This is a genomic window from Cupriavidus sp. 86D6, from assembly GCF_057815095.1.
The window spans coordinates 837,825-862,030 of record NZ_JBYPSB010000001.1 but is presented as its reverse complement, the minus strand read 5'-3'; the positions used below and the strand labels follow the sequence as shown (position 1 = coordinate 862,030).

Genomic DNA, 24,206 nt, shown 5'->3' with positions numbered 1-24,206 from the left:
ATGGGCGATACCAGCTTCGACTACATCATCGTGGGCGCCGGCTCGGCCGGCTGTGCGCTGGCCGGACGGCTGGCGGACCAGCCCGGCGTGACCGTGGCCCTGCTCGAATCGGGGCCTGACGACCATCACCCCAGCGTCTGGACGCCGCTGGCCATCGCCAGGACGGTGCCCCATCCGGGGCCGCGCAACTACGGCTTCCGGACCGTGCCGCAGCCGGGCCTGAACGGCCGCCAGTCGTACCAGCCGCGCGGGCGCGGACTGGGCGGCAGTTCGTCGATCAACGCCATGCTCTACGTGCGCGGCCACCGTAGCGACTACGACCGCTGGGCCGAACTGGGCTGCGACGGCTGGGGCTACGACGCCGTGCTGCCCTACTTCCGCCGCAGCGAATGCAACCAGCGCAATGCCGGCCGCGACGACGCCTGGCACGGCGGCAGCGGCCCCCTGCATGTCAGTGACCTGCGCACGCCGAATCCGTTCTCGCGCCGCTTCGTGCAGGCGGCGGCGCAGGCTGGCCTGCCGCTGAACCAGGACTTCAACGGTGCCGAGCAGGAAGGCGTGGGGCTGTACCAGGCCACGCAGTTCAATGGCGAACGCTGGAACGCGGCGCGCGCCTATCTGCATCGCGGCAACCGCGCCGACGCCGGCCACAACGGCGGCCGCCAGAACCTGAGCGTGATGACCGGCACGCAGGCGCTGCGCATCGTGTTCGAAGGCAAGCGCGCCGTGGGCGTGGAGGTGGTGCGTGACGGCCAGACGCAGACGTTGCGCGCGCGGCGCGAGGTCATCGTCAGCGGCGGCGCGTTCCATTCGCCACAGCTGCTGATGGCGTCGGGCGTGGGCCCGGCCGACCACCTGCGCAGCGTGGGCGTTGCCGTGGTACATGACCTGCCCGGCGTGGGCCAGAACCTGCAGGACCATCTCGACGTCATCATCGGCAAGCCGGTCACGTCGTGGCATCTCTACGGCTACTCGCTGCGCGGCGTGGCACGCATGGCCGGCGAGGTCATGCGCTACCGCTGGCGGCGCACCGGCATGCTGGCATCGCCCGTGGCCGAGGCCGGCGCGTTCGTGCGGACGCAACCGGGCCTGACCGCCCCCGACCTGCAGCTGCATTTCGCGCCGGCGCTGCTGGGCAATTCCAACGTACTGCGCAAGGGCCGGCCCGGCCATGGCTATTCCTGCCACGCCTGCGTGCTGCGCCCGGAAAGCCGTGGCACGGTGGAACTGGCATCGGCGGACATGCGCGATGCCCCGCGCATCGACCCGCGCTTCCTGTCTGCCGCGTCCGACCTGGACGGCATGGTGGCCGGCGTGAAGCTGATGCGGCGGATCTTCGCCCAGTCGGCGCTGGCCGAAGCGGGCGGCAGCGACCCGCTGACCGCCCTGCTCGGACCCGGCGACGGCGACGATGGGGCCATCCGCGATTTCGTGCGCGCCCACGCCGACACCATCTACCACCCCGTGGGCACCTGCAAGATGGGCGTCGATGCCATGGCCGTGGTGGACCCGCAACTGCGTGTTCACGGCGTGGAAGGCCTGCGCGTGGTGGACGCCTCGGTCATGCCCACGTTGATCGGCGGCAACACCAACGCGCCCACCATCATGATTGCCGAGCGCGCCGCCGATCTGCTGCGGATGGCGGCCTGAACGGCACATCAGGCTGCAGGCGGGGCAGGCTGCGACAGCCTGTCCCGATGTCGCCGTTTCTCCACATCGGCCCACTGCCTGCCAAAGCGATCGCCGGCAACCGTGTCGGCCCGATGCACATTGTCGGTGTAGGCACTACCGCCGCTGGCAAGAAATGCGTCCGCGTTTTGCGAAGCCCATGCAGGGAAGGCCCAATCGGGAACGGCCCGGTGCAACGCACAACACGGGTCGGGCATGCCGTGGACGACATGCGGCACGCGGCGACATGGGTGACCCCCTCGCCGCGCTGCTCAACGTGCAGGGTCGTCCCGGTGAGCGGCCACCGCCTCGGACACCTTGGCGGGGCTTTCGTAGTGCTGTTCCGGTATGCGCATCAGTGCGTTGATGATGCGGTCGTCCGCCCGGTTGTCGCGCGCGGCAGAGATCAATGCGCCCCGAGTGGCGGGATAGTCCAGCCCCTTGAGTGCCTTTTGCAGTTCGATCGGATCGGGGCTGCGGGAAGCACCGGAAGCACCGGAAGCGGATTGCGACTGGCTGTCGGCCATGGTTTTGCTCCTGTGGAAGGGCTCAGCGCACCGCGCCTTCGGCCTTCCGCTCCTTGTCGAGCGGCTCGGCCATCTTGCGATGCTGTTCGGCCAGCAGATCCGACGGGGTGATCGATGCAATGGCCGCCCGGAGCTTGTTCTGCCAGCCGGTAACGACTTCGGCCTCGCCGCGCATCATGGCCTCGAATCCCTGCTGCGCCACATCTGCGGGGTCATCCTTCTTCGCCTCGCCCATGCGCGTATCGAGCATGTCGGCGCGGCGGAAGAACTCGGTCTCGGTGGCGCCCGGCATCAGGCATGTCACGCTGACGCGGCTATCGGCCAGTTCGTGGCGCAGCGCAAAGGCAAACGAATCCAGAAACGCCTTTGTGCCGTTGTAGACAGCCTGGTAGGTGCCCGGCATCAGGCCCGCAATCGATCCCGTGATCAGGATGCGGCCGGCGCGGTTCTCGCGCATATGCCGCGCAACGCTATGCAGCAGGTACAAGGTACCCACCACGTTCGTTTCGAGCACCCGCGCAATATCGGCAAAATCCTGGTCGACAAAGGCATGGCCCAGACCCCTGCCGGCATTGGCACACAGCACGTCGATGCGCCGGCCGCGCACGCTGGATAGTAATTCGTCCACGCCTGCCCGCGTGGACAGATCGGCAACCAGCGACTCCACCGCCGCGCCATGTTCGCGCAGGCGGGCGGCTGCATCGGCAATCTCGGGTTCGTCGGCCACGACGATCAGATCCATGCCGCTGGCCGCGCAACAATCCGCCAGGTGAAAGCCGATGCCGGTCGATGCCCCGGTGACAATGGCCAGGGGGCGCGTGTCGGAAATATCCTGCAGCCCCAGTTCGGCATAATCCACATCGCTGTTTGACGAGTTCACGGCCACCTCCCCTGTCGGAACATATCTAGCCAGCAGCGTGCAAATGTCGTACCAGCGGAAGACCTGCCACGGGCCAACGGTCAGAAATTCCAGAGCACGCCCACCCGGAATGTCCGCGGCTCGGCCGGATGGATATGGTGGTCGTTGATGCCGGCGGGCGAGCCATCGGCGTTTGAAGCGGAGGTCTCGCCTTTCAGCAACGACGCGTAGTAGTAGTCGATGTCGTTGACCCGCTTGCCCAACACATTGAGCACTTCGGCAAAGATTCGCACGCCCTTGAGTACACGATAGCCGACCTTCAGATTCACCAGGAACGAGGAAGCGGACCGCACGCTGTTGTCCTCGACGAGCGGACGCGGACCGAAGTAGCGCGCCCTGGCACCGACGGACCATCGTCCGGTGTTGTACGAGACGCCCGCCGATGCCGTCGTCTGGATGGACTCCGGGATGTGGTCACCAATGTCCTGGTGATCCCGGAAGCGCGCGCCAGAGAAGGCAGCATCCGCGTCGAGAATCAGCCCGGCCAGCAAGCCGTCTGGCGGCGCATAGTAGCCCGCCAACTCAACGCCACGGCGGCGGCTCGGCCGACTTGGTTCCGTGGTGCCGCTGTCGCCGGAGAACACGAGCTCGGAGCCGATATCGAGTTGCCAGAGCGACGCCGACAATTGCAGGCCGTGCGCCAGACGCCGGGTGCGGACGCCGATCTCGTAGCCCGTTGCCGGCACGAGCACGCTGACCTTCTGCGTCGGCTGCCCGGTGGTCGGGTCCATCGTGGTGGTCGCGCCCCGTACATCGTTGCTGTGATAGCCGCGCCCCCAGTTCAGAAACACTTCGGTCTGGTCGGCCGGCGACATGACGACACTGAACTTCGGGCTGACGATATGGTCGGCGCCATGCCCTGAGTTGGCGGGATTGTCGCTCGATACGCCATACCAGAAACGATCCGCGCGCAGGCCCGCGATGGTGCGCAGCCACGGCAGCCATTCCGTCGTGTTGCGCACGTAGAGCGCGGCGCTGGTTTCGTTGACGGTGTCGGTCCGTACCGTTTCGTAGATCTGTCGCGCTTCCGAGTTGGCCAGTGTGATGGGGTCCAGACGGTCATAGCGCACCTGCACACCGACCTCGGTTTCGGTATCGCGCTGTCCCAGCTTGCCCAACCAGAGTCTCGACGCATTGACGCCCGCCGTGACGCGATTCTCGAATTGCTGGAACTGGTCGCCACGCTCCGGATTGTCCAGCGCGTAGGTGAAGTTGGAAAAAAGCTGGAGCCGGCTCTTGATGACATAGGCATTCGCCTTGAACAGGCCCGATTGCACCGGCCTGAGCCAATCGGCGGACAGGCTGTAGCGCGACGCATAGCCGCCATCTGTCGGATCGATATACCCAAAGCGCGAGATAAGCCCCGCGTTGATCGCACGCTGCGGCACCTGGTCGGTCGAATCCCAGCGATTGCGATAGCCCATGGCGGTGACGCTCACGCGCTCCCCCGCGCTGAGCGGCAGCGTGTAGCGGAACACGCCGTTGAGCTTGCGAACGCCTTCGGGCAACACCCAGGGACCGTTCTCTTGCAACCACTCCAGACCATAAAGGGCGGTTCCCGGGCCCACCTGATGCGAATTGGCCAGCACGGCCCTACGATAGTCATGTTGGCCCAGCTCGATCTGCGCGATACCGGCAGGCAGTTGCGACAGGTAGTCCATCCGCACTGCACCCGCCGCAGAGAAGTCGCCCTCTTCGGCGAAATACGTGCCCTTCTTGTAGGCGATGCCGCTGACCAGTTCCGGAATCACGAAATTCAGGTCGGTGTAGCCCTGCCCATGAGCATTCGTGCGCATGTTGACCGGCATGCCTGCCACGGTGGTGGAAAGGTCCGTGCCGTGGTCGAGGTTGAAGCCGCGCAGGAAATACTGATTGGCTTTGCCATCGCCGCTGTGCTGCGTGACGATCAGTCCCGGGACGGTTTCGAGCAGTTCGCCGGGACGCAGCAATGGACGATTGGCAAGCTGGTCGCGGCCGACATAGCCCTGGTTGGCGGACACGGCCGCGTCCGATGTTGCACCGTCGGATCGTGCCGCCTGGACGGCGACCTCTGGTAATACGTGCTGGGCTTGCTGAAGGCCGCCGGCCAGTGCGGTTGGCGGGATGGTGGCCAGCGTTGCGGAAAGCACCCCAAGCGTGGGCATTGCCGAGCGCAACGACGGCGCACGGCGAAAAGACATACGGTGGCGCATTTTTTATTATGTGGATTGGCATGATCCATTATGCAAGCTTCATGCCAATCCGGGCGCACATTGCTTTATGGCCGATGCGCAGCGCGCATCGGCCGAGCTGCCGTGTGGCGCGCTTTTGGACTATTTACGACGTGCACCTGCGAACATCTCAATGGCTGCCTGGCTGAACGCGGGAATGTCGTCGGGGTTGCGGCTGGTGACCAGGTTGCCGTCCACCACTGCCTGCTCGTCGACCCAGTTGGCGCCAGCGTTGACCAGATCGGTTTTCAGCGACGGCCACGACGTCATCCTGCGCCCCTTGACCGCGCCCGCCTCGATCAACGTCCACGGTCCATGGCAAATCGCAGCCACAGGCTTGCCCGCATCGACAAATGACTTGACGAACGACACGGCAGACGCATCCATGCGCAGCGCGTCGGGGTTGATCACACCACCCGGCAAGAGCAGCGCGTCGAAGTCGTCGGCGCGCGCCTGCGCCAATGGCCTGTCCACCGGCGTTGCGTCGCCCCACTCCTTGAACTTCCAGGCTTTCACCTCGCGGTCCTTGGGCGAAACGACCTGGGTCGTGGCGCCTGCGGCGTCCAACGCCTTGCGAGGCTCCTCAAGTTCCACCTGCTCGAATCCGTCGGTCACGAGAATGGCCACTTTCAGGCCATCAAGCGTTCTGTCAGCCATGCTTGTCCTCCTTGTTCGTCCGTTTCGGGATGGAACATGCCAAGCACTGGCCATGCCAGCCGCGCGCCCGCGCCGGCTGCCCTGCCCCGCCCGTCCAGCATAAGGCTACCGGTACGCGTGATCGTCCACGACCCTGGCGACGGTCTGCAGTGCCTGCCGCAGCATGTCAACGGGGACGGAGCCCAGTGCGAGCCGGATCGCGTGCGGCACCTGTTTCGATGCCGCGTAGGCAAGCGCGGTGGATACGGAGATGCGCTGCGCGAGCAGCGTCTTGGCGATGGCATCGGCTCGTGCGTCTTCCGGCAGCGGGAGCCAGACGAAATAGGACGCACGGTGCCGGACGGGATGCAGATGCCCGAGCACTTCGGTCACGACACCTTGGCGTAAGGCGGCGTCATTTCGCTTCTGCGCCTCCAGGCGCGCGACCGTCCCGTCTTCGATCCAGCCACAGGCAATGGCGGTCATCATGGTTGGCGTATGCCAGGTGGTTGCGCGGATCGTGCGCTCGAACTTTGGAATCCAGGCTGGCGGCGCGCAGACCGGGCCGACGCGGAGCCCCGTTGCCACGCTTTTGGAGAGACTCGATACGTACACGGTCAATTCGGGCGCCAATGCGGCCAATGGCTGCGGCGCGTCGGCTTCCAGGAACGCGTATGCAGCGTCTTCGATCAGGATCAGACCATGGCGCCGCGCGATGGCAACGAGATCGCGCCGCCCGCGCGCGCTCATGACCCAGCCAAGCGGATTGTGCAGCGTCGGCATTGTGTACACGGCGCGCACCCGGCGTTGCCGGCACAGTCCCGCCAGTGCGTCCAGGTCCGGACCCTTGGTGCCTGCGGGAATCGCCACCAGTTCCAGCCGGCACGCTTCTGCGGTGAGCTTGAATCCCGGGTACGTCAGCGCGTCAACCGCAACCACGTCGCCGGGTTCCAGCAACGCCATCGCCGTGACCGTCAGGCCGTGCTGTGCGCCGCTTACCAGCACCGTGTTGTCCGCGCTCGCGGACAATCCGCGTCCGGCAAGATGCCGGGCCATCGTCTCGCGGTCACGCATCCGGCCACCATGCGGATGGTATCGGAGCAACGCCTCGAGATTGCCCGTGCCGGCCAGTTCGCGCAGCGCCGTCCGGAGCAGGTCGCCCTGGCCTGGTATCGACGGATTGTTGAAGCTCAGGTCGACGGTGTCGTCGCTCCATGGCTGGAGATCGATACCGTGTCCAGGCGGAAGCACTTCCTTGACGAACGTGCCCCGTCCGGTCTCGCCGCTTACCAGCCCCATGGCGTGCAGTTCCGCATAGACGCGGGTCGCCGTCACAAGCGCCAGGCCTTCGCGGGCGGCAAGTTCACGGTGTGTCGGCAAGCGGGTGCCAGGACGCAGCCGGCCGTCCTGGATATCTGCGGCGAATTGGTCGACCAGTTGCTTGTAGCGGTGTCGAGGCATGGCGAGCGGACGCATGACAATGAAAAGAATGTACTGATTATGACCCCGGATCGCGCAGTGCAACTCACCGTGCAACCTGTTTCGCATCGCATCGCCGACGGTTTACTTCGCATACGAATTATCTATATACTTCGCATGCGAATTTAAACCAACGGAGACCAGCATGACCGCGGCAATTCAAATCGACCTGACACATGGCGTACTGACCATCACGCTTGCCCGCCCCGACAAGAAGAACGCCCTGACCAACGAGATGTACGGCGCCCTGGCCGACGCCATCGAGGGCGCCGAGCACGACGGAAACGTGCGCGTGGTGCTGGTACAAGGGGATGGCGACATGTTCACTGCGGGGAACGATGTGGGCGAGTTCGCGGCGATCGCCGTGGGCAAGGGCCCCAGCGAACGGCATGTCCACCGCTTTCTGCATGCGCTGGCGAAGGCGACGGTGCCCATCGTTGCCGCGGTTCATGGCAAGGCGGTGGGTGTAGGCACCACAATGCTGCTGCATTGCGACTACGTGCTGCTGGCACAGGACGCGCAACTGATCACGCCGTTCGTCAACCTTGCCCTGGTGCCGGAAGCGGCCTCCAGCTATCTGCTGCCGCTGCGCATCGGCCACGCGCGGGCCTTCGAGATGTTTGCCATGGGAGATCCGCTCGACGGACAGACCGCGCTCGCCTGGGGCATCGCCAACAAGGTGTGCGCCAATGACCAGCTCCGCACCGAGGCACGGCAGATCGCAGAACGCATTGCCGCCAAGCCTGCCGGGTCGCTGAGCGCCACGAAAGCCCTGATGCGCCAGGCCGCGATGCTGGTGACGCAGATGGATACCGAGAGCGCGAAGTTCCAGGAGCGGCTGACGAGCGCGGAAGCCCGCGAAGCATTCACCGCCTTTGCCGAAAAGCGCAAGCCTGACTTTTCGAACGTCAGCCAGCAATAGGCTGCATCGTGCTGCTCAGCCGCGGACCAGGCCAGGCGCCGCCTAGTCGTGGCCCTCGTCGCGATCGTCGCGCCCGTCGCGCGCATCGCCCGCGACCGGAAACTTGGTCTGCAGGCTGGTCAGCCATCGCGCCACCACATCGATCTCGGCTTCGGTAAAGCCCTCGGTCAGCCTGGCGTTGAGGTCCGTCATGCCGGCCTTGGCACGCTGCCGCGCGGCGCGCCCGGCGTCCGTGAGCCACAGCCGCGATGCGCGGCCGTCCATCTCGTCCGCACGGCGTTCTATCAGGCCCGCTCTTTCCGTCCGGTCGGCCAGGCCGCTCATTCCAGGCGCGCCCAGGTCCAGCGCGGCCGCGGCTTCGCTCATCAGCGCGCCGTTGTGCGTACCCAGATAGAACAGCAGCCCCGATTGCGCGGCCGTGACGCCACCACGGGCGGCACGCGCCTGCGACCAGCGTTGCAGCCGTCGCTGTCCAACGTTCAGAAGATACACAAGACGATGTTTCATGCTGGGCCCGGCAGCGTTGATCGTTTAGTTCGCGCGCGAATCATATCACGCGGCGCCATGGGCAGCCCTAAGCAGCTTTCGGCGGGGTGACGGAAATTGTATCCATGACAATGGTTTGATTGTATTGGGTAGGCACTCTACGATGATCACCAGACGACCGGCCTCAATGCCGAAGCCATCATGGAACTCAATACCACCACCATCCTCGTGACCTTTGCCGGGGTTTTCCTGATCTGCTTCATGAAGGGCGCCTTTGGCGGAGGATTTGCCATCGTCGGCATTCCGCTGTTGTCGCTGGTGATGGACCCCGTCTCGGCCGGCGGCCTGCTGGCGCCACTGTTCGTTGCGATGGATCTGTTCAGCCTGCGCTACTGGAAGCCATCGACGTGGTCCAGGCCCGACCTGCTGTTGCTGGTGCCCGGGCTGGTGGCAGGCATCGGGGTCGGCTACTTCCTGTTCAAGGTACTGGACCATCGCGCCATCTCCATCGTCATGGCCGTGGTCACGTTGAGCTTTGTCGGGCTATGGCTGTTGCGGGGCGCCGATGTCGCAGTGCAGCCCAGGTCCTCGCCCAAGGCCCTGGCGGCGGGCCTGACGTCGGGTATCACCACCATGGTTGCCCACTCCGGCGGGCCGCCGCTGGCGATCTACTTGCTGCCGCTGGGCCTGAGCAAGCAGGTCTACGCAGGAACCACCAGCATGTTCTTTACGGTGGGCAACGCCCTCAAGGCAGTACCCTGGCTGGCGCTGGCAAGGCCGGTTGGTGCCGTCTGGACGTTGATGGCGATCTGCCTGCTTGCCGTCCCTGCGGGTGTCTGGCTGGGCTGGCGTCTGCATGCGCGGCTCGATCAACGCCAGATGTACAGGGCCTGCTACGGACTGCTGGTCATCACGGCGATAAAGCTGCTGTGGGATGGCGCGGCCGGCTACCTTTCCTAGGCAGGCCGGCGTTCGGCTGGTGTTTGTCACAGAAGTACGCTTGCGGGATTGCCGTAGTTGTGAAATTTCCATGATTCGACTATATTCGAATCATGGAAACCGAAAACGCTCTCGAAGCCCTTTCTGCGCTGGCCCACGCCATCCGCCTGGCCGTGTTCCGTCTACTCGTGCAGGCCGGCCCCGAAGGCCTGCCCGCCGGCCGCATTGCCGAACTGATGGAGATGCCGGCCTCCTCGCTGTCGTTCCACCTCAAGGAACTGCACCGCGCCGGTCTGCTGGCCAGCCGTCAGGAAGGCCGGTCGATCCTCTACATGGCGCGCTTCCAGACCATGAATGCCCTGCTCGGCTATCTCACGGAAAACTGCTGTGGCGGTAATCCGTGCTCGCCGGTGTCCTCGTGTTCCGTCCCAACGGAGAGCTGACCCATGAAGCGGGCCAGGATGCACCCGCTCGCCCGAACATCGCTCAACCGCCCAACAAGCACCATGCCCGACAAGACTTTCAACGTACTGGTGCTGTGCACCGGTAACTCCGCCCGCAGCGTGATGGCCGAAGCACTGTTCAACGTGCTCGGCAAGGGACGCTTTCACGCCTACAGCGCCGGCAGCCATCCAGCGGGCGCGGTCAATCCCTTTGCCATCGAGCGGTGCCAGTCGATTGGCTACGACACCTCGGGCCTGCGTAGCAAGGGCTGGGACGAATTCGCCCTGCCCGACGCACCCCGGATGGATTTCGTCATCACCGTCTGCGACCAGGCCGCGGGCGAGGTCTGCCCAATCTGGCCGGGCACGCCCATCACGGCGCATTGGGGCTTTATGGACCCCGCCGCCATCCAGGGCTCGGACGACGAGAAGCGCAAGGTCTTTGATCAGGTCTTCCGTCAGATCCTGAACCGCGTCAGCCAATTCGTGAACCTGCCGCTGCACGTGCTGGACCGCAACGCTATCCAGAAGGAGATACGCGCCATCGGCGAGCCGCCTGCCGAGGCGGGGCAATGAGCACAGCGCAACGGTCAGCAGGGGCCGCGCAAGCCACCGCCATCGGCTTTTTCGAACGCTACCTGACCGTCTGGGTGGCCCTCTGCATTGTCGCTGGGATCCTGCTTGGCCAATGGTTGCCACCGGTCTTTCTGGCCATTGGCGACATGGCGATCGCAAAGGTGAACCTGCCGGTCGGCGTGCTGATCTGGATCATGATCATCCCGATGCTGATCAAGATCGATTTCGGCGCCATGGGGCAGGTCGCGGGACACTGGCGCGGCATCGGCGTGACGCTGTTCGTGAACTGGCTCGTCAAGCCGTTCTCGATGGCCCTGCTGGGCTGGATCTTCGTGCGCCATCTGTTCGCTGGCTGGCTGCCAGTGGATCAACTCGACAGCTACATCGCTGGCCTGATCCTCCTGGCGGCGGCGCCTTGCACGGCGATGGTGTTCGTCTGGTCGCAGCTCTGCAAGGGCGACCCGTACTTCACCCTGTCGCAAGTGGCGCTCAACGACGCGATCATGGTCGTGGCCTTCGCGCCTGTTGTCGCACTGCTGCTAGGCCTGTCGTCGATTACCGTGCCGTGGGACACGCTCATCACGTCGGTCGCGCTCTACATTGTGGTGCCGGTGCTGATCGCACAGGCCATCCGCAAGGCACTGCTGGCGCGCGGCGACGCCACCTACAAGCGCGTCGTTGGCGCGCTCGGCCCCTACTCTATCACCGCCCTGCTCGCGACGCTGGTGCTGCTGTTTGGATTCCAGGGAAATGCCATCGTCGAGCAGCCGCTGATCATCCTGCTGCTGGCCGTGCCGATTTTGATTCAGGTCTTGCTGAACGCCGGCCTGGCCTACCTGCTGAACCGCAAGCTCGGTGTGGCCCATTGCGTGGCGGGCCCATCGGCGCTGATCGGCGCGAGCAACTTCTTCGAGCTGGCCGTGGCCACCGCCATCAGCCTGTTCGGATTCCAGTCCGGGGCGGCGCTGGCCACCGTCGTCGGCGTGCTGATCGAGGTTCCCGTGATGCTGTTTGTGGTTGGCGTGGTCAATCGCTCACAGCACTGGTATGAATCGAATCAGTGGCCCGCCCTAGAGGATTCGAACCTCTGACCGCTCGCTTAGAAGGCGAGTGCTCTATCCAACTGAGCTAAGGGCGGATGGCCGTGGCTGTCTGGGCCTTGGACGGCCTTGCCGTTGCGGCAAGGCGTGCATTCTACCGCACCGGTTGCGCAAGGGGAACGCGCCCGCCTACCTGGGATGCTTCTGCAGGATGAACTCGATGGCACACTCCGCGGTGGGTGTGCGCGTCTGATCGAAATCTCGGTTCAGCAGGCTTTGCCGCACGCCGATGTCGACGCGAAACATCGAGATTGGCGATACCTGGTCGCATACGGACCGGACAAAGTCGATGACATTGATGGACACCGGCGACCACGACCGCGCCTTGAACATCGTGAACGTGTGCTTGTGATCGTTGTTGAACCGCGAGGGCCAGTGCCCCTGCTCGTACAGGTCTTCGTCCGGCACCTGGATCACCAGGTGCCCTCCCGGCTTCACGACCCGTATCCAGTGCCGGATGGCTACGGCCGGATCGACCATATGCTCCAGGCAGTGCGACGAATAGACGAAGTCGAACGATTCGTCCTCCACCCGTTCCAGGTACTGGGCGTCGCCATGCTGCATATCGAAGACGAAGACATGCTTCATCGCCGGGAACATGTCGGCGAACAGCGCGATGGAATCGATGCCGCCGCCTATATCGAGGCCATTGCCGACGAAGTAACGCGTGGCATAGCGGGAATCATGCACGCGGCGCAGGATCGAGATCGACGTCGCGCCGGGAATGTTCTGGTGAATCTGCCTGGCCTGCTGGGCAGCGTGTTCCGGCCGGATGATGTCCATGGATGTTGGCGCAAGGCGCGTTGCAGTGACCTGCGCATCTATAGCATCGGCGAGCCGGGCCTTGAATCAGATTTCGACGAAACTGAAGTCGGCCCAGGCCAAGGCTGGCGAAACAGCGATATGGATGCCGAACTCAGGACGACTCGCGCTCGCGCACGCGCGGCCGGCGCGGCATGCCGACACCCTCGGCCGTGTCGTGCGAAGACACGCAGTTGCGGCCCATCTGCTTGGCATCGTAGAGCGCGCGGTCGGCGCGCCGCATGACCGCGTCGGCGTTCTCGCCGGCCTGGCGCTCGGCCATGCCGATGCTGACCGTATAGGCAATGGCATCGGGCTCCGACGGGCATGGCGCCGAACGCACCATCGCGCTCAGCCGGACGCTGATGGCGCGGCCGGTTTCCAGCGTGGTGTCGGGCATGACGATCGCGAACTCCTCGCCGCCCAGCCGGCCCAGCACGGCCCGCGCCGGCGCGGCCTTGCGCAGCAGCCCCGCAAAATGGCGCAGGACGCTGTCGCCCGCCAGATGCCCGTAGAGGTCGTTGATGGCCTTGAAGTGATCGAGGTCGATGAAGGCCACGGTGAACGCGGTGCGCTGGCGCTCGGCCCGCTTGCATTCGAGTTCCAGCTCTTCCCAGAATGCGCCGCGCGACAGCACGTCGGTCAGGTCGTCATGGCGCGCGCGGCGTTCGATGATGCGCCGCAGGCGGTCATGCGCCATCAGCGCGAAGCTGACCGACAGCCCCACCACGCCGAACACGAAGCAGAGGGTGATGTTGTCGCGCTCGTCCGGCGTGGCCAGCGGATGGCCATCGACCAGCGTCGACAGCGGCGCCCATGCCTGCGCGCCTGCAAACACCGTGCAGGCCAGTGCCACGAGCGTCAGCGACAGGATGGCCAGGCGACCCGTGCCGCGCTTCGCGGGCAAACGCGGCACGACCACGCGGATCATTTCCAGCAACAGCAGCATCTGGATCAACGACGAGGCCAGCATCAGCCCTGCCACGACGGACGGCGACACCAGCATCCCGGCCGACAGCGGGCCGGGCGCGCGGCCCATCAGTCCGCCGGCCATATGCAACCCGAACACGATGGCGCCGGGCAGGTTCAGCACGGCCAGCACAAGGGCCCGCCCCGGCTTGCCGACAAAATGACGCGTGCCGTGGACCATCATCGACAGCCCGGCCGTCAGGGCCAGCTCCGGCAAGGCGGCCAGCGGCCATTCGGGACGGTAGCCATGGGCGGCCAGCAATACCGCGGCCAGGGTCACTACCAGATCGCCGATCGCCCACGAGGTGAGCCCGCTGCGCTCCATACCGGCAGAGCGCCGCAATACGGCACAGACGATCGCCATCTGCAGCACGAACAAGGCCGCGATCAGCACTACCACCTGCGACTGAAACATCTTCATTCCCGTTCACAAAGACATCGCCGGTGCCCCGCGTGGCACCGGACTGCCTTCTGTTTGCGGCCTGCGAGCAGCCGTCCTGTTTTGTTTCCGCAAAGTCCGGCACCTCCGCGTCACGTCGATGCGGGGCATCGCGGGCGAAGTATGGATCAGGCACGGCGCAGCGCGTCCGCGTCGCTAGCGGGGCTGGCGTGCCATAGTTGTGATAGTGGGACCAGGTCCGGGTGGGCACAGCATTGCCAGGCGTGAAGCGCCGGGTCGGACCGATGCGGTGTGCGGATTATGTCAGCGCGACGCATCAAGTCAAGCCAAATACGATCCCACCTGAAGCGGGGTACGTGCCCGCCACTTCCGCGCGTTGCCATCCTTCGCACGCCACATTTGACCTGGCCGCACGTGTCGCGATAGAATCGCCGGCTCCGGAGCGTAGCGCAGCCTGGTAGCGCATCTGATTTGGGATCAGAGGGTCGTAGGTTCGAATCCTATCGCTCCGACCATATTTGCAAGTAGTTTTAGGTACAAGGATCAAGGGCTTACGTTGAAAGACGTGAGCCCTTTTTTCTTTTTCGTGTTCGCGCTTGCGAAATTTGCGCCGCAGGCAAGGATCACGGCGCCATGCCGCGCACCTCGTCCATGTGGCGAATGAATCGCATACGGACTGTGTATCAGCGGCATCGCGCCGCGCTGCACCATGGCACCAGCCGCCTGTGCATGGCGTTGGCGCAACAGCGCCGTAGCGGATGCTGCGCCTGCGAAGATGGTGCGATCGTGCTACAATCGCGCGTCAGTTCGGGGTATCTGAGCATGCCCTGTTAACCGGGAAAGCGCCGCCTGGCGCACTGGAATACCGCCGGCCCGCCCTCATATTGTTGATTCGGATATGACAGGGCGGATGCGTTGCCGGCCCCGGAAACACCTTGCCCGCTGTCCCCGTGATGTACACGGTCGCGCCAGACGCCCGCGCAGCCGTAAGTGGCAAGGCAATCGTCAGGGTCATCCGCGCCCCTACTCGATTCTCTGACCCGCCTGGCTCCATGGTTTGCCAAGCCCGTCAGCTTGCTTCCCGACGACGTATCGCGCGGCGGCCGCCATGGCGGCATGACGTGGATGCGCGCGACCGGGCGCCCACAGGATACTCACCCACTTAACGCAGCCTTCGTGGCTGCCACAAAGGAAAACAGATTGGCTAAGGAAGAACTCATTGAATTTGGCGGCGTGGTGTCGGAAGCCCTGCCCGACAACCGTTATCGCGTGACGCTGGAAAACGGCGTGGAAATCTGGGCATACGCTTCGGGCAAGATGCAAAAGCACCGCATCCGCATCCTGGCCGGCGACCGCGTCACCCTGGAAATGTCGCCCTACGACCTGACCAAGGGCCGCATCAACTTCCGCCACAAGTCCTGAGTTCGCGGCGCGCAGCCGATGCGCCGCTGTCACGCGGCTGACATCGCTGCTCCGGACACTGACGGGCTATCCGTGGGCTTTGCCCACTGGATGGCCCGTTTTGTTTTTGGCGGCCCGGTCGCGCACTTGCGGCACGCCCCGCGCGTCACCATACTCAAGGCTCGACGAAGCCTCTGCCCAATATGAATCTGATCCTGTGGCGCCATGCCGAGGCCGAAGATCTGCCCGATGCCTTGAGCATCTCCCGCAGCGCCGATCTCCAGCGCCCCCTGACCCGCCGCGGCCGCAAGCAGGCCGAAACGTCCGCCAACTGGCTGCGCGCCCACCTGCCCGCCGACTACCGCGTGGTCTGCAGCCCGGCCCTGCGTACGCGGGAAACCGCAGCGGCCCTGTCGGGCAAGGCCGAAATCCTCGATGATCTGGCACCGGGCGCCGATGTGGGCGCCGTGCTGGCCGCGATCGACTGGCCGCAGGGCAGCGACCACACCGTCGTGGTGGGCCACCAGCCGTGGATCGGACAACTGGCCAGCCTGCTGCTGGCCGGCCAGGAACTGCCCTGGAGCGTGAAGAAAAGCGGCATCTGGTGGCTGGCCGGACGCACACGCGAAAATGAAGCGCAGGTCGTGCTCCGCGCGGTGATTCAGCCCGACCTCCTCTGAACCATTTTTAAGACAATGACGGCGAAAATGAGATTTCGCTGTCACAAATTTGGCATCTGTTTGTTCATTTGGACGATCGCCGATGTGCTCTAGCGGAAGCCTGTCCTATCGTTAAGGCTTGCGCCGGCGACAACGATGTGTCAGTCACGGAAGCGTCATCATCGGTTCACGGCGCTGTCACCCGGCCTCTCTACATTGTTTCGAAGCCGTTTCGTCACCGAAAGGACACACTGATGCGAGACTTACCGACGCCTACCCAGCCGCTTTTCGACTCCTTGCCCACTGGCCTGACCGGCCAGTCGGCGCGGAGGCGTCTTCCTCGTCAGCCAGCACATCTCCAAACCCAGATTCAAGCTCCGGCGCCTGCTTTCAGCGTGGCGTGGGCACGTCACCAGGACGAAGTAGCCGAGGCGCAGCGTCTGCGCTACAAGGTGTTCGCCGAGGAAATGGGCGCGCGCCTGCAATCGACGGCCACCGAGACCGACGTGGACATGTTCGACGCCTACTGCGACCACCTGATCGTGCGCGACCAGGAAACGCTCAAGGTGGTGGGCACCTACCGCGTGCTGCCGCCGCACCAGGCCAAGCGCATCGGCTGCCTCTACGCAGAATCCGAATTCGATCTGGTCCGCCTGGCGCACCTGCGCCCGAAAATGCTGGAGCTAGGCCGTTCGTGCGTGCACCGCGACTACCGCTCGGGCAGCGTGATCATGGCCCTGTGGGGCGGCCTGGGCGAATACCTGCAGCGTTACAACCTCGAATCGATGCTGGGCTGCGCCAGCGTGCCGATGAGCGACGGCGGCCACTACGCGGCCAGCCTCTATCGGCAGTTCGCAGAAAAGTCGCTGGCACCGATTGAATATCACGCCTTCCCGCGCGTGCCGCTGCCGGTGGACGACCTGAACCAGACGCTTGACGTGGAGCCGCCCGCGCTGATCAAGGGCTATCTGCGGCTGGGCGCCAAGATCTGCGGCCTGCCGGCCTGGGACCCCAATTTCAACGTCGCCGATTTCCTGACCCTGCTGCGCGTGCGCGACATGAACCCGCGCTATGCCCGGCACTTCCTGGGCATGCAATCGGCCTGACCGCTGATCGGCAGCCCCCTCTTACCGGACGAAACGGCTGATCGATCCGGTACCGGAAACAGGAACGGCGACTCATCGGAGTCGCCGTTCCTGTTTCGTCGCCGGGTCGCCGGGTGGCCGGGTTGCCCGGCCCACGGGCCAGCCGTCTCAGACGTAGACGACCTTGTAACGCTTGCCCACGCGTTCCCACTCGTCGGCCTCCTGCGCCAGACTGTATTCCACCAGCGGGTTGGCATCGATCCACGATTTCGGCAGCCGCACCTCGAAGCCCTCGTCGAGTTCATCTGAACGCTGCCTGACCTGGATGTGCGGCAGCTTCATGTCGCCCCGCCGGCGGCATAGTACAAACGCCAGCCGCAGGCTGAACAGCATGCGCCAGTCCAGGAACTTGCCGCTGCCGGACAGCTTGCCTAGCTTGCCCGCGTGGCCGAGCAGCAGCGTGGCCAGGCGCGCCTGGTCGGTCTTCGAGAAACCGGGCATGTCGGCGTGCGTGGCGATATAGGCCGAATGCTTGTGATAGCCACTGTGCGAGATCGTCATGCCGATCTCGTGCAGGCTGGCCGCCCAGCCCAGCAACGCAAGGTTGTCCTCGCGGCGCTCGTTGCGCGGCTCGGGAAACTGCGCCAGCAGATCGCGGGCCGCCTGCCCCACCCGTATGGCCTGCGGGCGGTCCACGGCATAGCGGCGCATGAACTGGTCGACCGTTACGGTCCGCATGTCCTCATGGTGGCTGCGGCCCAGCAGGTCGTACAGCACCCCCAGGCGCAGCGCGCCGTCCGTGACGTCCATGCGGTCGATATCGAGTTCGGCAAACACGCCGAGCATGATCGACAGGCCGCCCGGCAGCACCGGAATCCGGTCGGCCTTCAGGCCGGTCAGCTTCACCCGATTGGTGTTTTCGGCCTTGACCAGCGCCCGTTTCAGGCGCTCCAGCCCTTCGCGCGTAATGCCGTGCTCGGACGCGCTGTCGTTCATCCCGTTGAGCTCGATCAGTTCCGCCAGGGCGCGCGCAGTACCCGACGACCCTACCGCCTGCTGCCAGCCGGCTGCCTTGTACTGGCGCACCAGTACCTGGATCTCGCGGCGCGCGGCCAGTTCGGCCTGCTTGAACGCGTATTCGTCGACGTTGCCGCTCGGAAAGAACTGACGGCTATGCGATACGCAGCCGATGTACAGGCTTTCCATCAGCTTGGACTGATAGCCGCTGCCAATGATGAATTCGGTGGAACCGCCGCCGATATCCACGACCAGCCGGTTGCCCTGGCAAGCCGGCGCATCATGCGACGCGCCCAGGTAGATCAGGCGCGCTTCCTCGCGGCCGGCGATCACTTCGATCGGGAATCCCAGGGCGGCCTCGGCCTCGATCAGGAAATCCGAAGCATTCCTGGCCACGCGCAGCGTATTGGTGGCCACCGCGCGCACCTGCTCGGGTGCGAAGTCGCGCAGGCGGTCGCCGAAGCGGCGCAGCGCGTCAACACCCCGGCGGCGGGCCGGCTGGTCCAGATACTTGTCCGGCGTCAGGCCGGCGGCCAGCCGGACCGGCTCGCGCAGCGCGTCGACCTGGAAGATCTGGCTGGCGGGACCGGAGGCAGTGGGCGTTTCATCCACCCGCCCGATCATCAGGCGGAAGCTGTTGGAGCCCATGTCGACGGCGGCCAGCAAGCGGGGATTCTGTGTCATTGCGTCAGTGTTACGCGGGATCGGCCGTGGCGGGCCAAAACCCGAAAGATTATGTCCCTGTCATGTCTGCATCATGACAAAATCAAAGTGTCATCAAAATGACACGGATCTATGAAAAAGTCGCCTCATCGCCAAAATAAGGTCATAGACATGTCGACGACGCCGCCTGGCTCGCTCTGGAACCGCGAACTGGGCATTCTGGATTTCAACGCGCGCGTGCTTGCGCAGGCCGCCGACCCCAATGTCCCGCTGCTGGAACGGCTGAAGTTCATCTGTATCGTGTCCAGCAACCTGGACGAGTTCTTTGAAATCCGGATGGCCGGCCTGAAGGAGCAGATGCGGGACAACGCATCGGGCCTGACGCCCGATGGCCTCTCGATCCAGCAGGCCTACCAGCTTGTCACGGAGCGCACCCAGCGGCTCGTGGCATCGCAGTATGACATGCTGCAGAACGTCATTTTCCCCGCGCTGGAAAAAGAAGGGGTGTTTTTTCACCTGACCGGCACGTGGACGGACGCGCAGCGCGCCTGGGCGCGGGACTTCTTCACGCGCGAGCTGGGCCCGGTGCTGACGCCCATTGCGCTGGACCCCGCCCATCCGTTCCCGCGCGTGCTCAACAAGAGCCTGAACTTCGTGATCGAGCTGTCCGGCAAGGACGCCTTCGGCCGCGACGCCGACCTGGCCATCGTGCAGGCCCCGCGCGCGCTGCCGCGCGTGGTGCGCATGCCGGAGAAGCTGTCGGGGTATCCGTACGGCTTTGTGATGCTGTCGTCGTTCATGCAGGCGTTCGTCCACGAACTGTTTCCGGCCATCGAGGTGCAGGGCTGCTACCAGTTCCGGGTCACGCGCAATTCCGACCTGTTCGTGTCCGAGGACGAAATCACCGATCTGCGCGAAGCGTTGCAGGGCGAATTGCCTGCACGTCACTTTGGCGACATGGTTCGGCTGGAAGTATCGTCCGACACGCCACCTGCGCTGTCGCGGCGCCTGCTGCTGGAATCGGGCCTGACCGAACAGGACCTGTACCGCGTGGGGGGCCCGGTGAATCTGGTGCGGCTGATGCAGATCCCCGATCTGGTGGACCGCCCTGCCCTGAAATACCCGCCGCACGTGCCCGCCGTGGTCAAGGCCTTCCCGCCTGGCACGAGCATGTTCGACGTGATCCGCCAGCGCGACGTGCTGCTGCATCACCCTTACGAGAGCTTCTCGTCGGTGCTGGACCTCATGCAGGCGGCCGCCAGCGATCCGAACGTGGTGGCGATCAAGCAGACTGTCTATCGCACCGGTAACGAATCGGCCGTGATGGAGGCGCTGATGACGGCGGCCCGCAACGGCAAGGAAGTGACCGTGGTGGTGGAACTGCTGGCGCGCTTCGATGAGGAAACCAACATCAACTGGGCCGAACGGCTGGAATCGGCCGGCGCCCATGTCGTGTACGGCGTGGTGGGACACAAATGCCACGCCAAGATGCTGCTGATCGTGCGGCGCGAGCCGGCGGGCCCGAAGGCCAAGAACGCGGTGCTGCGGCGCTACGCGCACCTGGGCACCGGCAACTATCACCCGCGCACCGCCCGCCTGTACACCGACTTTGGGCTGCTCACCGCCAATGAGCAGGTCTGCGAAGACGTTCACCATGTGTTCCAGCTGCTGACCGGCACGGCCGGCACCATCCGGCTCAATCACCTGTGGCAGTCGCCATTCACGATGCACAGCAACCTCGTGGAGCATATCCGCGCCGAGGCCCGCAACGCGCGCGCCGGCAAGCGGGCTCGCATCATCGCCAAGATGAACGCGCTGCTGGAGCCGACCATCATCGACGAGCTTTACAAGGCGTCGCGGGCGGGCGTGAAGATCGACCTGATCGTGCGCGGCGTCTGCGCGCTGCGCGCCGGCGTGCCGGGGCTGTCGGAGAACATTTCGGTGCGCTCGATCGTTGGCCGCTTCCTGGAGCATCACCGTGTCTATTACTTCCACGCCGCCGGCGACGATGTGCTGTACCTGTCCAGCGCCGACTGGATGGACCGCAACCTGTTCCGGCGCGTCGAGGTGGCCTTCCCGATCCTGGATCGCACGCTCAAGGCCCGCGTGATCAAGGAAGGCTTGCAGGTGCATCTGCACGACAACGCTTCGGCCTGGATCATGGAGCCCAATGGCGATTACGTGCGCAAGCCGTCGCGCGCCAAGCTCCAGCGCGTCAGCCAGCAGGAACTGCTGCTGAAGTTCGGCACCTGATCGCCGCCGGATTTCGGAATGAAACAGGCCGCTCCCGGACCGGGCAGCGGCCTGTTTTCATGGCGCCGGGCGCGTCCGGGCTCAGGCAGCGTGGCGCGAGGCGTCGCTCAGCCGGGACAACGGTTGCGCGGCGTCCGGCTCGTAGCCGCTACGGTCCACGGGGAACACGATGCGGAACGTACTGCCGCGCCCCACTTCGCTGGTCACACGCAGATCGGCGTGGTGGCGTGACAGCACGTGCTTGACGATGGCCAGCCCCAGACCGGTACCGCCCGTATCGCGCGACCGGCTGCGATCCACCCGGTAGAACCGCTCGGTCAGGCGGGGAATATGCTCGGGCGCGATGCCCAGGCCCGTGTCGCTGACCGAGAACACCGAGTGTCCATCGGTAAAGGTCATGCGGATGGCGATGCGTCCGCCGTCGGGCGTGTAGCGCACCGCGTTCGACACCAGGTTGCCCAGTGCCGACAGCAGCTCGCCTTCCGCACCGCGCAGCACCACGGCGGTATCGATATCGGTCTCGATGTCGTGCCGGCCCTGGGACAGCGCCTCGGCGTCGTGCACCATGTGGGCGGCCAGCGCGGCCACGTTGACACGGTCGTGCGACGGCGGCTGCGCGTCGGATTCCAGCTTGGCCAGCGCCAGCAGGTCTTCGACGATGTGCTGCATCCGCATCGACTGCACCAGCATCAGATCGATATAGCGTTTGCGGTCTTCCTCGGAGACCGGCAGGTCGCGCACGGTCTCGAGGAAGCCCGTCAGCACCGTCAGCGGCGTCTTCAGCTCGTGCGAGACATTGGCCACGAAGTCGCGGCGCATGGCCTCGGTGCTTTCAACCTTGGTAATGTCCTGCGTCAATACGAGCTTGCGGTTCTCGCCATACGGCAGGATCTGCACCGACGTGATACCGCGCTTGTGTTCCCCCATGTCGCGCATCACCAGCGGTTCGTCATAGCGTTCGCGCGTCAGGTAGTGGACAAACTCGGGCCGGCGGATCAGGTGGGTGATGCGCTGGCGCACGTCGCGCCGCGCGTTCAGCCCGAAGTGCTGCTCGGCCACGCCGTTGCACCATTCGATCTGGTCGGCATCGTCAAGCATCAGCACGCCATAGGGCGACGCCTGGATGGCCTGGATAAACCGGGTGTGCTGCTGTTCCACCTGCAGCACCTGGGTGCGCCATCGCTTGACCAGCCGGTGCAGGCGGTAATACACCTCGCCCCATAGCCCGAGTGCGCTGGGGATCTCGCCGTAGGCCGGCGCGTCCAGCACCCGCCACAGACGGTTGATCTGGAACAGGTAGTACGCGAGCAGCAGGAACAGCGAAATGGAAAGGAAAAGCAGGCCGGGCACGGCGCCAGCCACGGCATACAGCCCCGCGGCTATCAGCACGAGACCGGCAAGGATGGCCGCGGAGCGGGCCCAGATGACATTCATGCGCGGAGTAGAAGAGATTCAGACTGCGTTCGCACTGCGACAAAGTCTGCCACAACAAGGCATCGCAGCGTGGCATTCAGCCGGCATTATCCGACATCGGCCGGCGCGGCCCCCGCTGCTCCGCCGCCGGCCGGTTCCGGTCAGTGGCTGGGCGACCGCGCCAGGCGGTAACCGCTGCCCCGGACCGTCTCGATCATGTTGCTGTATCCCCCCGGGGTCAGCGCCGCACGCAGACGCTTGATATGCACGTCAACGGTACGCTCTTCCACGAACACGTGGTCGCCCCAGACCTGATCCAGCAATTGTGACCGGCTGTGCACACGTTCCGGGTGCGTCATCAGGAAGTGAAGCAGACGGAACTCCGTGGGGCCCAGGTCCAGCTTGATCGGGCCGCTGTCGTCCTGACCGGTCACCCGATGCGTGGCCGGATCGAGCCGCAGGCCATTGATGGCCACCACGTCGTCGGTCAGCTGCGGCGCGCGGCGGCGCAGCACGGCCTTGATGCGGGCCAGCAGTTCCTTCGGCGAAAAGGGCTTGGTCACATAGTCGTCCGCACCGGCTTCCAGGCCCATGACCTTGTCCTGCTCTTCGCTGCGGGCAGTGAGCATGATGATCGGGATCTGCTTGGTGCGGTCGTTGGTCCGCAGCTCCTTGGCGAAGGTGGCACCCGACTTGCCCGGGAGCATCCAGTCCAGCAACACGAGGTCCGGCAGGACATCGCTCATCAGCGACAACGCCTGCTCGGCGTTGTACGCACGAATCGGATAGTGCCCCGCGTGCTGGAGATTGACGGCGATCAGCTCAGCAATCGCCGGTTCGTCTTCGACAACGAGAATACTGCTCGGCATGTAATAGTTCTCCGCTTATCAGTGCTGGCGCGTCATTCAGCTCAACGCTTCGCGCTCCATGTCTTCGCGTGAGACATGGCGTACGTCCGTGCCCTTCACGATGTAGATGATGAATTCTGCAATGTTCTTCGCGTGGTCGCCGATCCGCTCGACGGCCTTGGCGATGAACAGGAAGTCCAGCGCCACCGAGATCGTGCGCGGGTCTTCCATCATGTAGGTGATCAGCTTGCGCACGAAGGCGCGGAATTCCTCGTCGATGGCCTTGTCGTCCTTGACGATGCGGGCCGCCGCCACGGTGTCCAGGCGGGCGAACGCGTCCAGCGCCTGGCGCAACAGGTTGATGGCCATCTCGCCGGACAGCTTCACCTCGGCGTAATTGATGTTGTGCGCGGCCGCATCTTCCATGATGTGCTTGGTCCGCTTGGCGATCTTCTCGGCCTCGTCGCCGGCGCGTTCGAGGTTGGTGATCGTCTTGGAGATCGCCATCACCAGGCGCAGGTCGCGGGCGGTGGGCTGGCGGCGCGCGATGATGTTGCCGCAGTCCGCATCGATCTCCACTTCGAGCGCGTTCAGCTGCTGCTCGCGGGCCATGACCTGGTCGGCCAGGTCACCGTCGAAGTCGGCCAGCGCGCGCATGGCCAGTTCGATCTGCGACTCCACCAGGCCGCCCATCTGCAGCAGCTTGGTGTTGATCGCGTTGAGGTCGGCGTCGAACTGGGTCGACAGGTGCTTGTCAGTCATGGTGTTCTCCTGGCCGCTTGTCCGTATGCT

Annotated in this window: 22 protein-coding genes and 2 tRNA genes; 11 read left to right on the top strand and 13 right to left on the bottom strand. The window is 64.8% G+C overall.

The features are described from left to right. The gene (locus AC3G88_RS04010; protein WP_488770384.1) at nt 1–1,650 is read left to right on the top strand and encodes a GMC family oxidoreductase; all 1,650 of its coding nucleotides are present in this window, start codon (nt 1–3) and stop codon (nt 1,648–1,650) included. Nucleotides 1,651–1,940: 290 nt separating this feature from the next. On the opposite strand, the gene AC3G88_RS04005 is transcribed toward AC3G88_RS04010, so the two are convergent. The 5 genes from AC3G88_RS04005 to AC3G88_RS03985 all read right to left on the bottom strand — a co-directional run bounded on the left by AC3G88_RS04005 (nt 1,941) and on the right by AC3G88_RS03985 (nt 7,421). After that, the gene (locus AC3G88_RS04005; protein ID WP_488770385.1) at nt 1,941–2,195 is read right to left on the bottom strand and encodes a DUF2795 domain-containing protein; all 255 of its coding nucleotides are present in this window, start codon (nt 2,193–2,195) and stop codon (nt 1,941–1,943) included. 22 nt (nt 2,196–2,217) lie between these two features. Beyond that, the gene (locus AC3G88_RS04000; protein WP_488770386.1) at nt 2,218–3,075 is read right to left on the bottom strand and encodes an SDR family NAD(P)-dependent oxidoreductase; all 858 of its coding nucleotides are present in this window, start codon (nt 3,073–3,075) and stop codon (nt 2,218–2,220) included. An 80-nt stretch (nt 3,076–3,155) separates the two neighbouring features. Further along, entirely contained in the window at nt 3,156–5,258 is a 2,103-nt protein-coding gene (locus AC3G88_RS03995) for a TonB-dependent receptor (protein ID WP_488770766.1), read from the bottom strand. Between the two features lie 168 nt (nt 5,259–5,426). Beyond that, nucleotides 5,427–5,981 carry a type 1 glutamine amidotransferase domain-containing protein gene (locus AC3G88_RS03990; protein ID WP_488770387.1) on the bottom strand — a complete coding sequence of 185 codons (555 nt, stop codon included), beginning with the start codon at nt 5,979–5,981 and terminating at the stop codon, nt 5,427–5,429. Between the two features lie 105 nt (nt 5,982–6,086). Beyond that, entirely contained in the window at nt 6,087–7,421 is a 1,335-nt protein-coding gene (locus AC3G88_RS03985; protein WP_488770767.1) for an aminotransferase-like domain-containing protein, read from the bottom strand. Between the two features lie 163 nt (nt 7,422–7,584). Between AC3G88_RS03985 and AC3G88_RS03980 the strand changes: the two genes are divergently transcribed. Then, nucleotides 7,585–8,361 carry an enoyl-CoA hydratase gene (locus AC3G88_RS03980; protein ID WP_488770388.1) on the top strand — a complete coding sequence of 259 codons (777 nt, stop codon included), beginning with the start codon at nt 7,585–7,587 and terminating at the stop codon, nt 8,359–8,361. Nucleotides 8,362–8,403: 42 nt separating this feature from the next. Here AC3G88_RS03980 and AC3G88_RS03975 read toward each other — a convergent pair whose 3' ends face one another. Continuing rightward, complete coding sequence (locus AC3G88_RS03975) at nt 8,404–8,868, bottom strand: MarR family winged helix-turn-helix transcriptional regulator (protein ID WP_488770389.1); 465 nt, start codon at nt 8,866–8,868, stop codon at nt 8,404–8,406. A gap of 180 nt (nt 8,869–9,048) precedes the next feature. On the opposite strand from AC3G88_RS03975, the gene AC3G88_RS03970 reads away from it, so the two are divergent. The 4 genes from AC3G88_RS03970 (at nt 9,049) to arsB (ending at nt 11,896) form a co-directional block, all read left to right on the top strand. Next, nucleotides 9,049–9,807, top strand: a complete 759-nt coding sequence (locus tag AC3G88_RS03970; protein WP_488770390.1) for a sulfite exporter TauE/SafE family protein — start codon at nt 9,049–9,051, stop codon at nt 9,805–9,807. 92 nt (nt 9,808–9,899) lie between these two features. Then, nucleotides 9,900–10,229 (top strand): ArsR/SmtB family transcription factor, encoded by a 330-nt coding sequence (locus AC3G88_RS03965; RefSeq protein WP_488770391.1) that lies wholly within the window; start codon nt 9,900–9,902, stop codon nt 10,227–10,229. A 63-nt stretch (nt 10,230–10,292) separates the two neighbouring features. Next, nucleotides 10,293–10,805, top strand: coding sequence for an arsenate reductase ArsC (locus AC3G88_RS03960; protein WP_488770768.1), 513 nt, complete (start codon nt 10,293–10,295; stop codon nt 10,803–10,805). Next, nucleotides 10,802–11,896: an ACR3 family arsenite efflux transporter gene (gene arsB / locus AC3G88_RS03955; RefSeq protein WP_488770392.1), complete on the top strand. Its 1,095-nt coding sequence runs from the start codon at nt 10,802–10,804 to the stop codon at nt 11,894–11,896. The genes AC3G88_RS03960 and arsB overlap by 4 nt, the downstream gene beginning before the upstream one ends. On the opposite strand, the gene AC3G88_RS03950 is transcribed toward arsB, so the two are convergent. The 3 genes from AC3G88_RS03950 to AC3G88_RS03940 all read right to left on the bottom strand — a co-directional run bounded on the left by AC3G88_RS03950 (nt 11,867) and on the right by AC3G88_RS03940 (nt 14,090). Then, nucleotides 11,867–11,943: transfer RNA gene (locus tag AC3G88_RS03950), tRNA-Arg, on the bottom strand. The genes arsB and AC3G88_RS03950 overlap by 30 nt on opposite strands. 91 nt (nt 11,944–12,034) lie before the next feature. Beyond that, nucleotides 12,035–12,688, bottom strand: coding sequence for a class I SAM-dependent methyltransferase (locus AC3G88_RS03945; protein ID WP_488770393.1), 654 nt, complete (start codon nt 12,686–12,688; stop codon nt 12,035–12,037). A gap of 133 nt (nt 12,689–12,821) precedes the next feature. Beyond that, entirely contained in the window at nt 12,822–14,090 is a 1,269-nt protein-coding gene (locus AC3G88_RS03940; protein ID WP_488770769.1) for a GGDEF domain-containing protein, read from the bottom strand. Nucleotides 14,091–14,513: 423 nt separating this feature from the next. Between AC3G88_RS03940 and AC3G88_RS03935 the strand changes: the two genes are divergently transcribed. The 4 genes from AC3G88_RS03935 (at nt 14,514) to AC3G88_RS03920 (ending at nt 17,241) form a co-directional block, all read left to right on the top strand. Then, nucleotides 14,514–14,590, top strand: a tRNA-Pro gene (locus AC3G88_RS03935). 685 nt (nt 14,591–15,275) lie between these two features. Next, nucleotides 15,276–15,497, top strand: coding sequence for a translation initiation factor IF-1 (gene infA / locus AC3G88_RS03930; RefSeq protein WP_008641674.1), 222 nt, complete (start codon nt 15,276–15,278; stop codon nt 15,495–15,497). A gap of 182 nt (nt 15,498–15,679) precedes the next feature. Next, entirely contained in the window at nt 15,680–16,156 is a 477-nt protein-coding gene (locus AC3G88_RS03925) for a SixA phosphatase family protein (RefSeq protein ID WP_153945326.1), read from the top strand. A 233-nt stretch (nt 16,157–16,389) separates the two neighbouring features. After that, nucleotides 16,390–17,241 (top strand): GNAT family N-acetyltransferase, encoded by an 852-nt coding sequence (locus AC3G88_RS03920; RefSeq protein ID WP_488770394.1) that lies wholly within the window; start codon nt 16,390–16,392, stop codon nt 17,239–17,241. A gap of 147 nt (nt 17,242–17,388) precedes the next feature. On the opposite strand, the gene ppx is transcribed toward AC3G88_RS03920, so the two are convergent. Further along, a complete protein-coding gene (ppx, locus tag AC3G88_RS03915; protein ID WP_488770395.1) occupies nt 17,389–18,921 on the bottom strand; it encodes an exopolyphosphatase in 1,533 nt (510 codons plus the stop codon). A gap of 111 nt (nt 18,922–19,032) precedes the next feature. Here ppx and ppk1 point away from each other — a divergent pair, with 111 nt between their 5' ends. Further along, entirely contained in the window at nt 19,033–21,153 is a 2,121-nt protein-coding gene (gene ppk1, locus AC3G88_RS03910) for a polyphosphate kinase 1 (RefSeq protein WP_153945329.1), read from the top strand. A gap of 81 nt (nt 21,154–21,234) precedes the next feature. Here the strand turns inward: ppk1 and phoR are convergent, their stop codons facing one another. The 3 genes from phoR to phoU all read right to left on the bottom strand — a co-directional run bounded on the left by phoR (nt 21,235) and on the right by phoU (nt 24,176). Next, nucleotides 21,235–22,587, bottom strand: coding sequence for a phosphate regulon sensor histidine kinase PhoR (gene phoR / locus AC3G88_RS03905; protein ID WP_153945330.1), 1,353 nt, complete (start codon nt 22,585–22,587; stop codon nt 21,235–21,237). 140 nt (nt 22,588–22,727) lie between these two features. After that, nucleotides 22,728–23,435 (bottom strand): phosphate regulon transcriptional regulator PhoB, encoded by a 708-nt coding sequence (phoB, locus tag AC3G88_RS03900; RefSeq protein ID WP_066735924.1) that lies wholly within the window; start codon nt 23,433–23,435, stop codon nt 22,728–22,730. A gap of 36 nt (nt 23,436–23,471) precedes the next feature. Next, entirely contained in the window at nt 23,472–24,176 is a 705-nt protein-coding gene (gene phoU, locus AC3G88_RS03895) for a phosphate signaling complex protein PhoU (RefSeq protein ID WP_153945331.1), read from the bottom strand. Nucleotides 24,177–24,206: the final 30 nt, after the last annotated feature.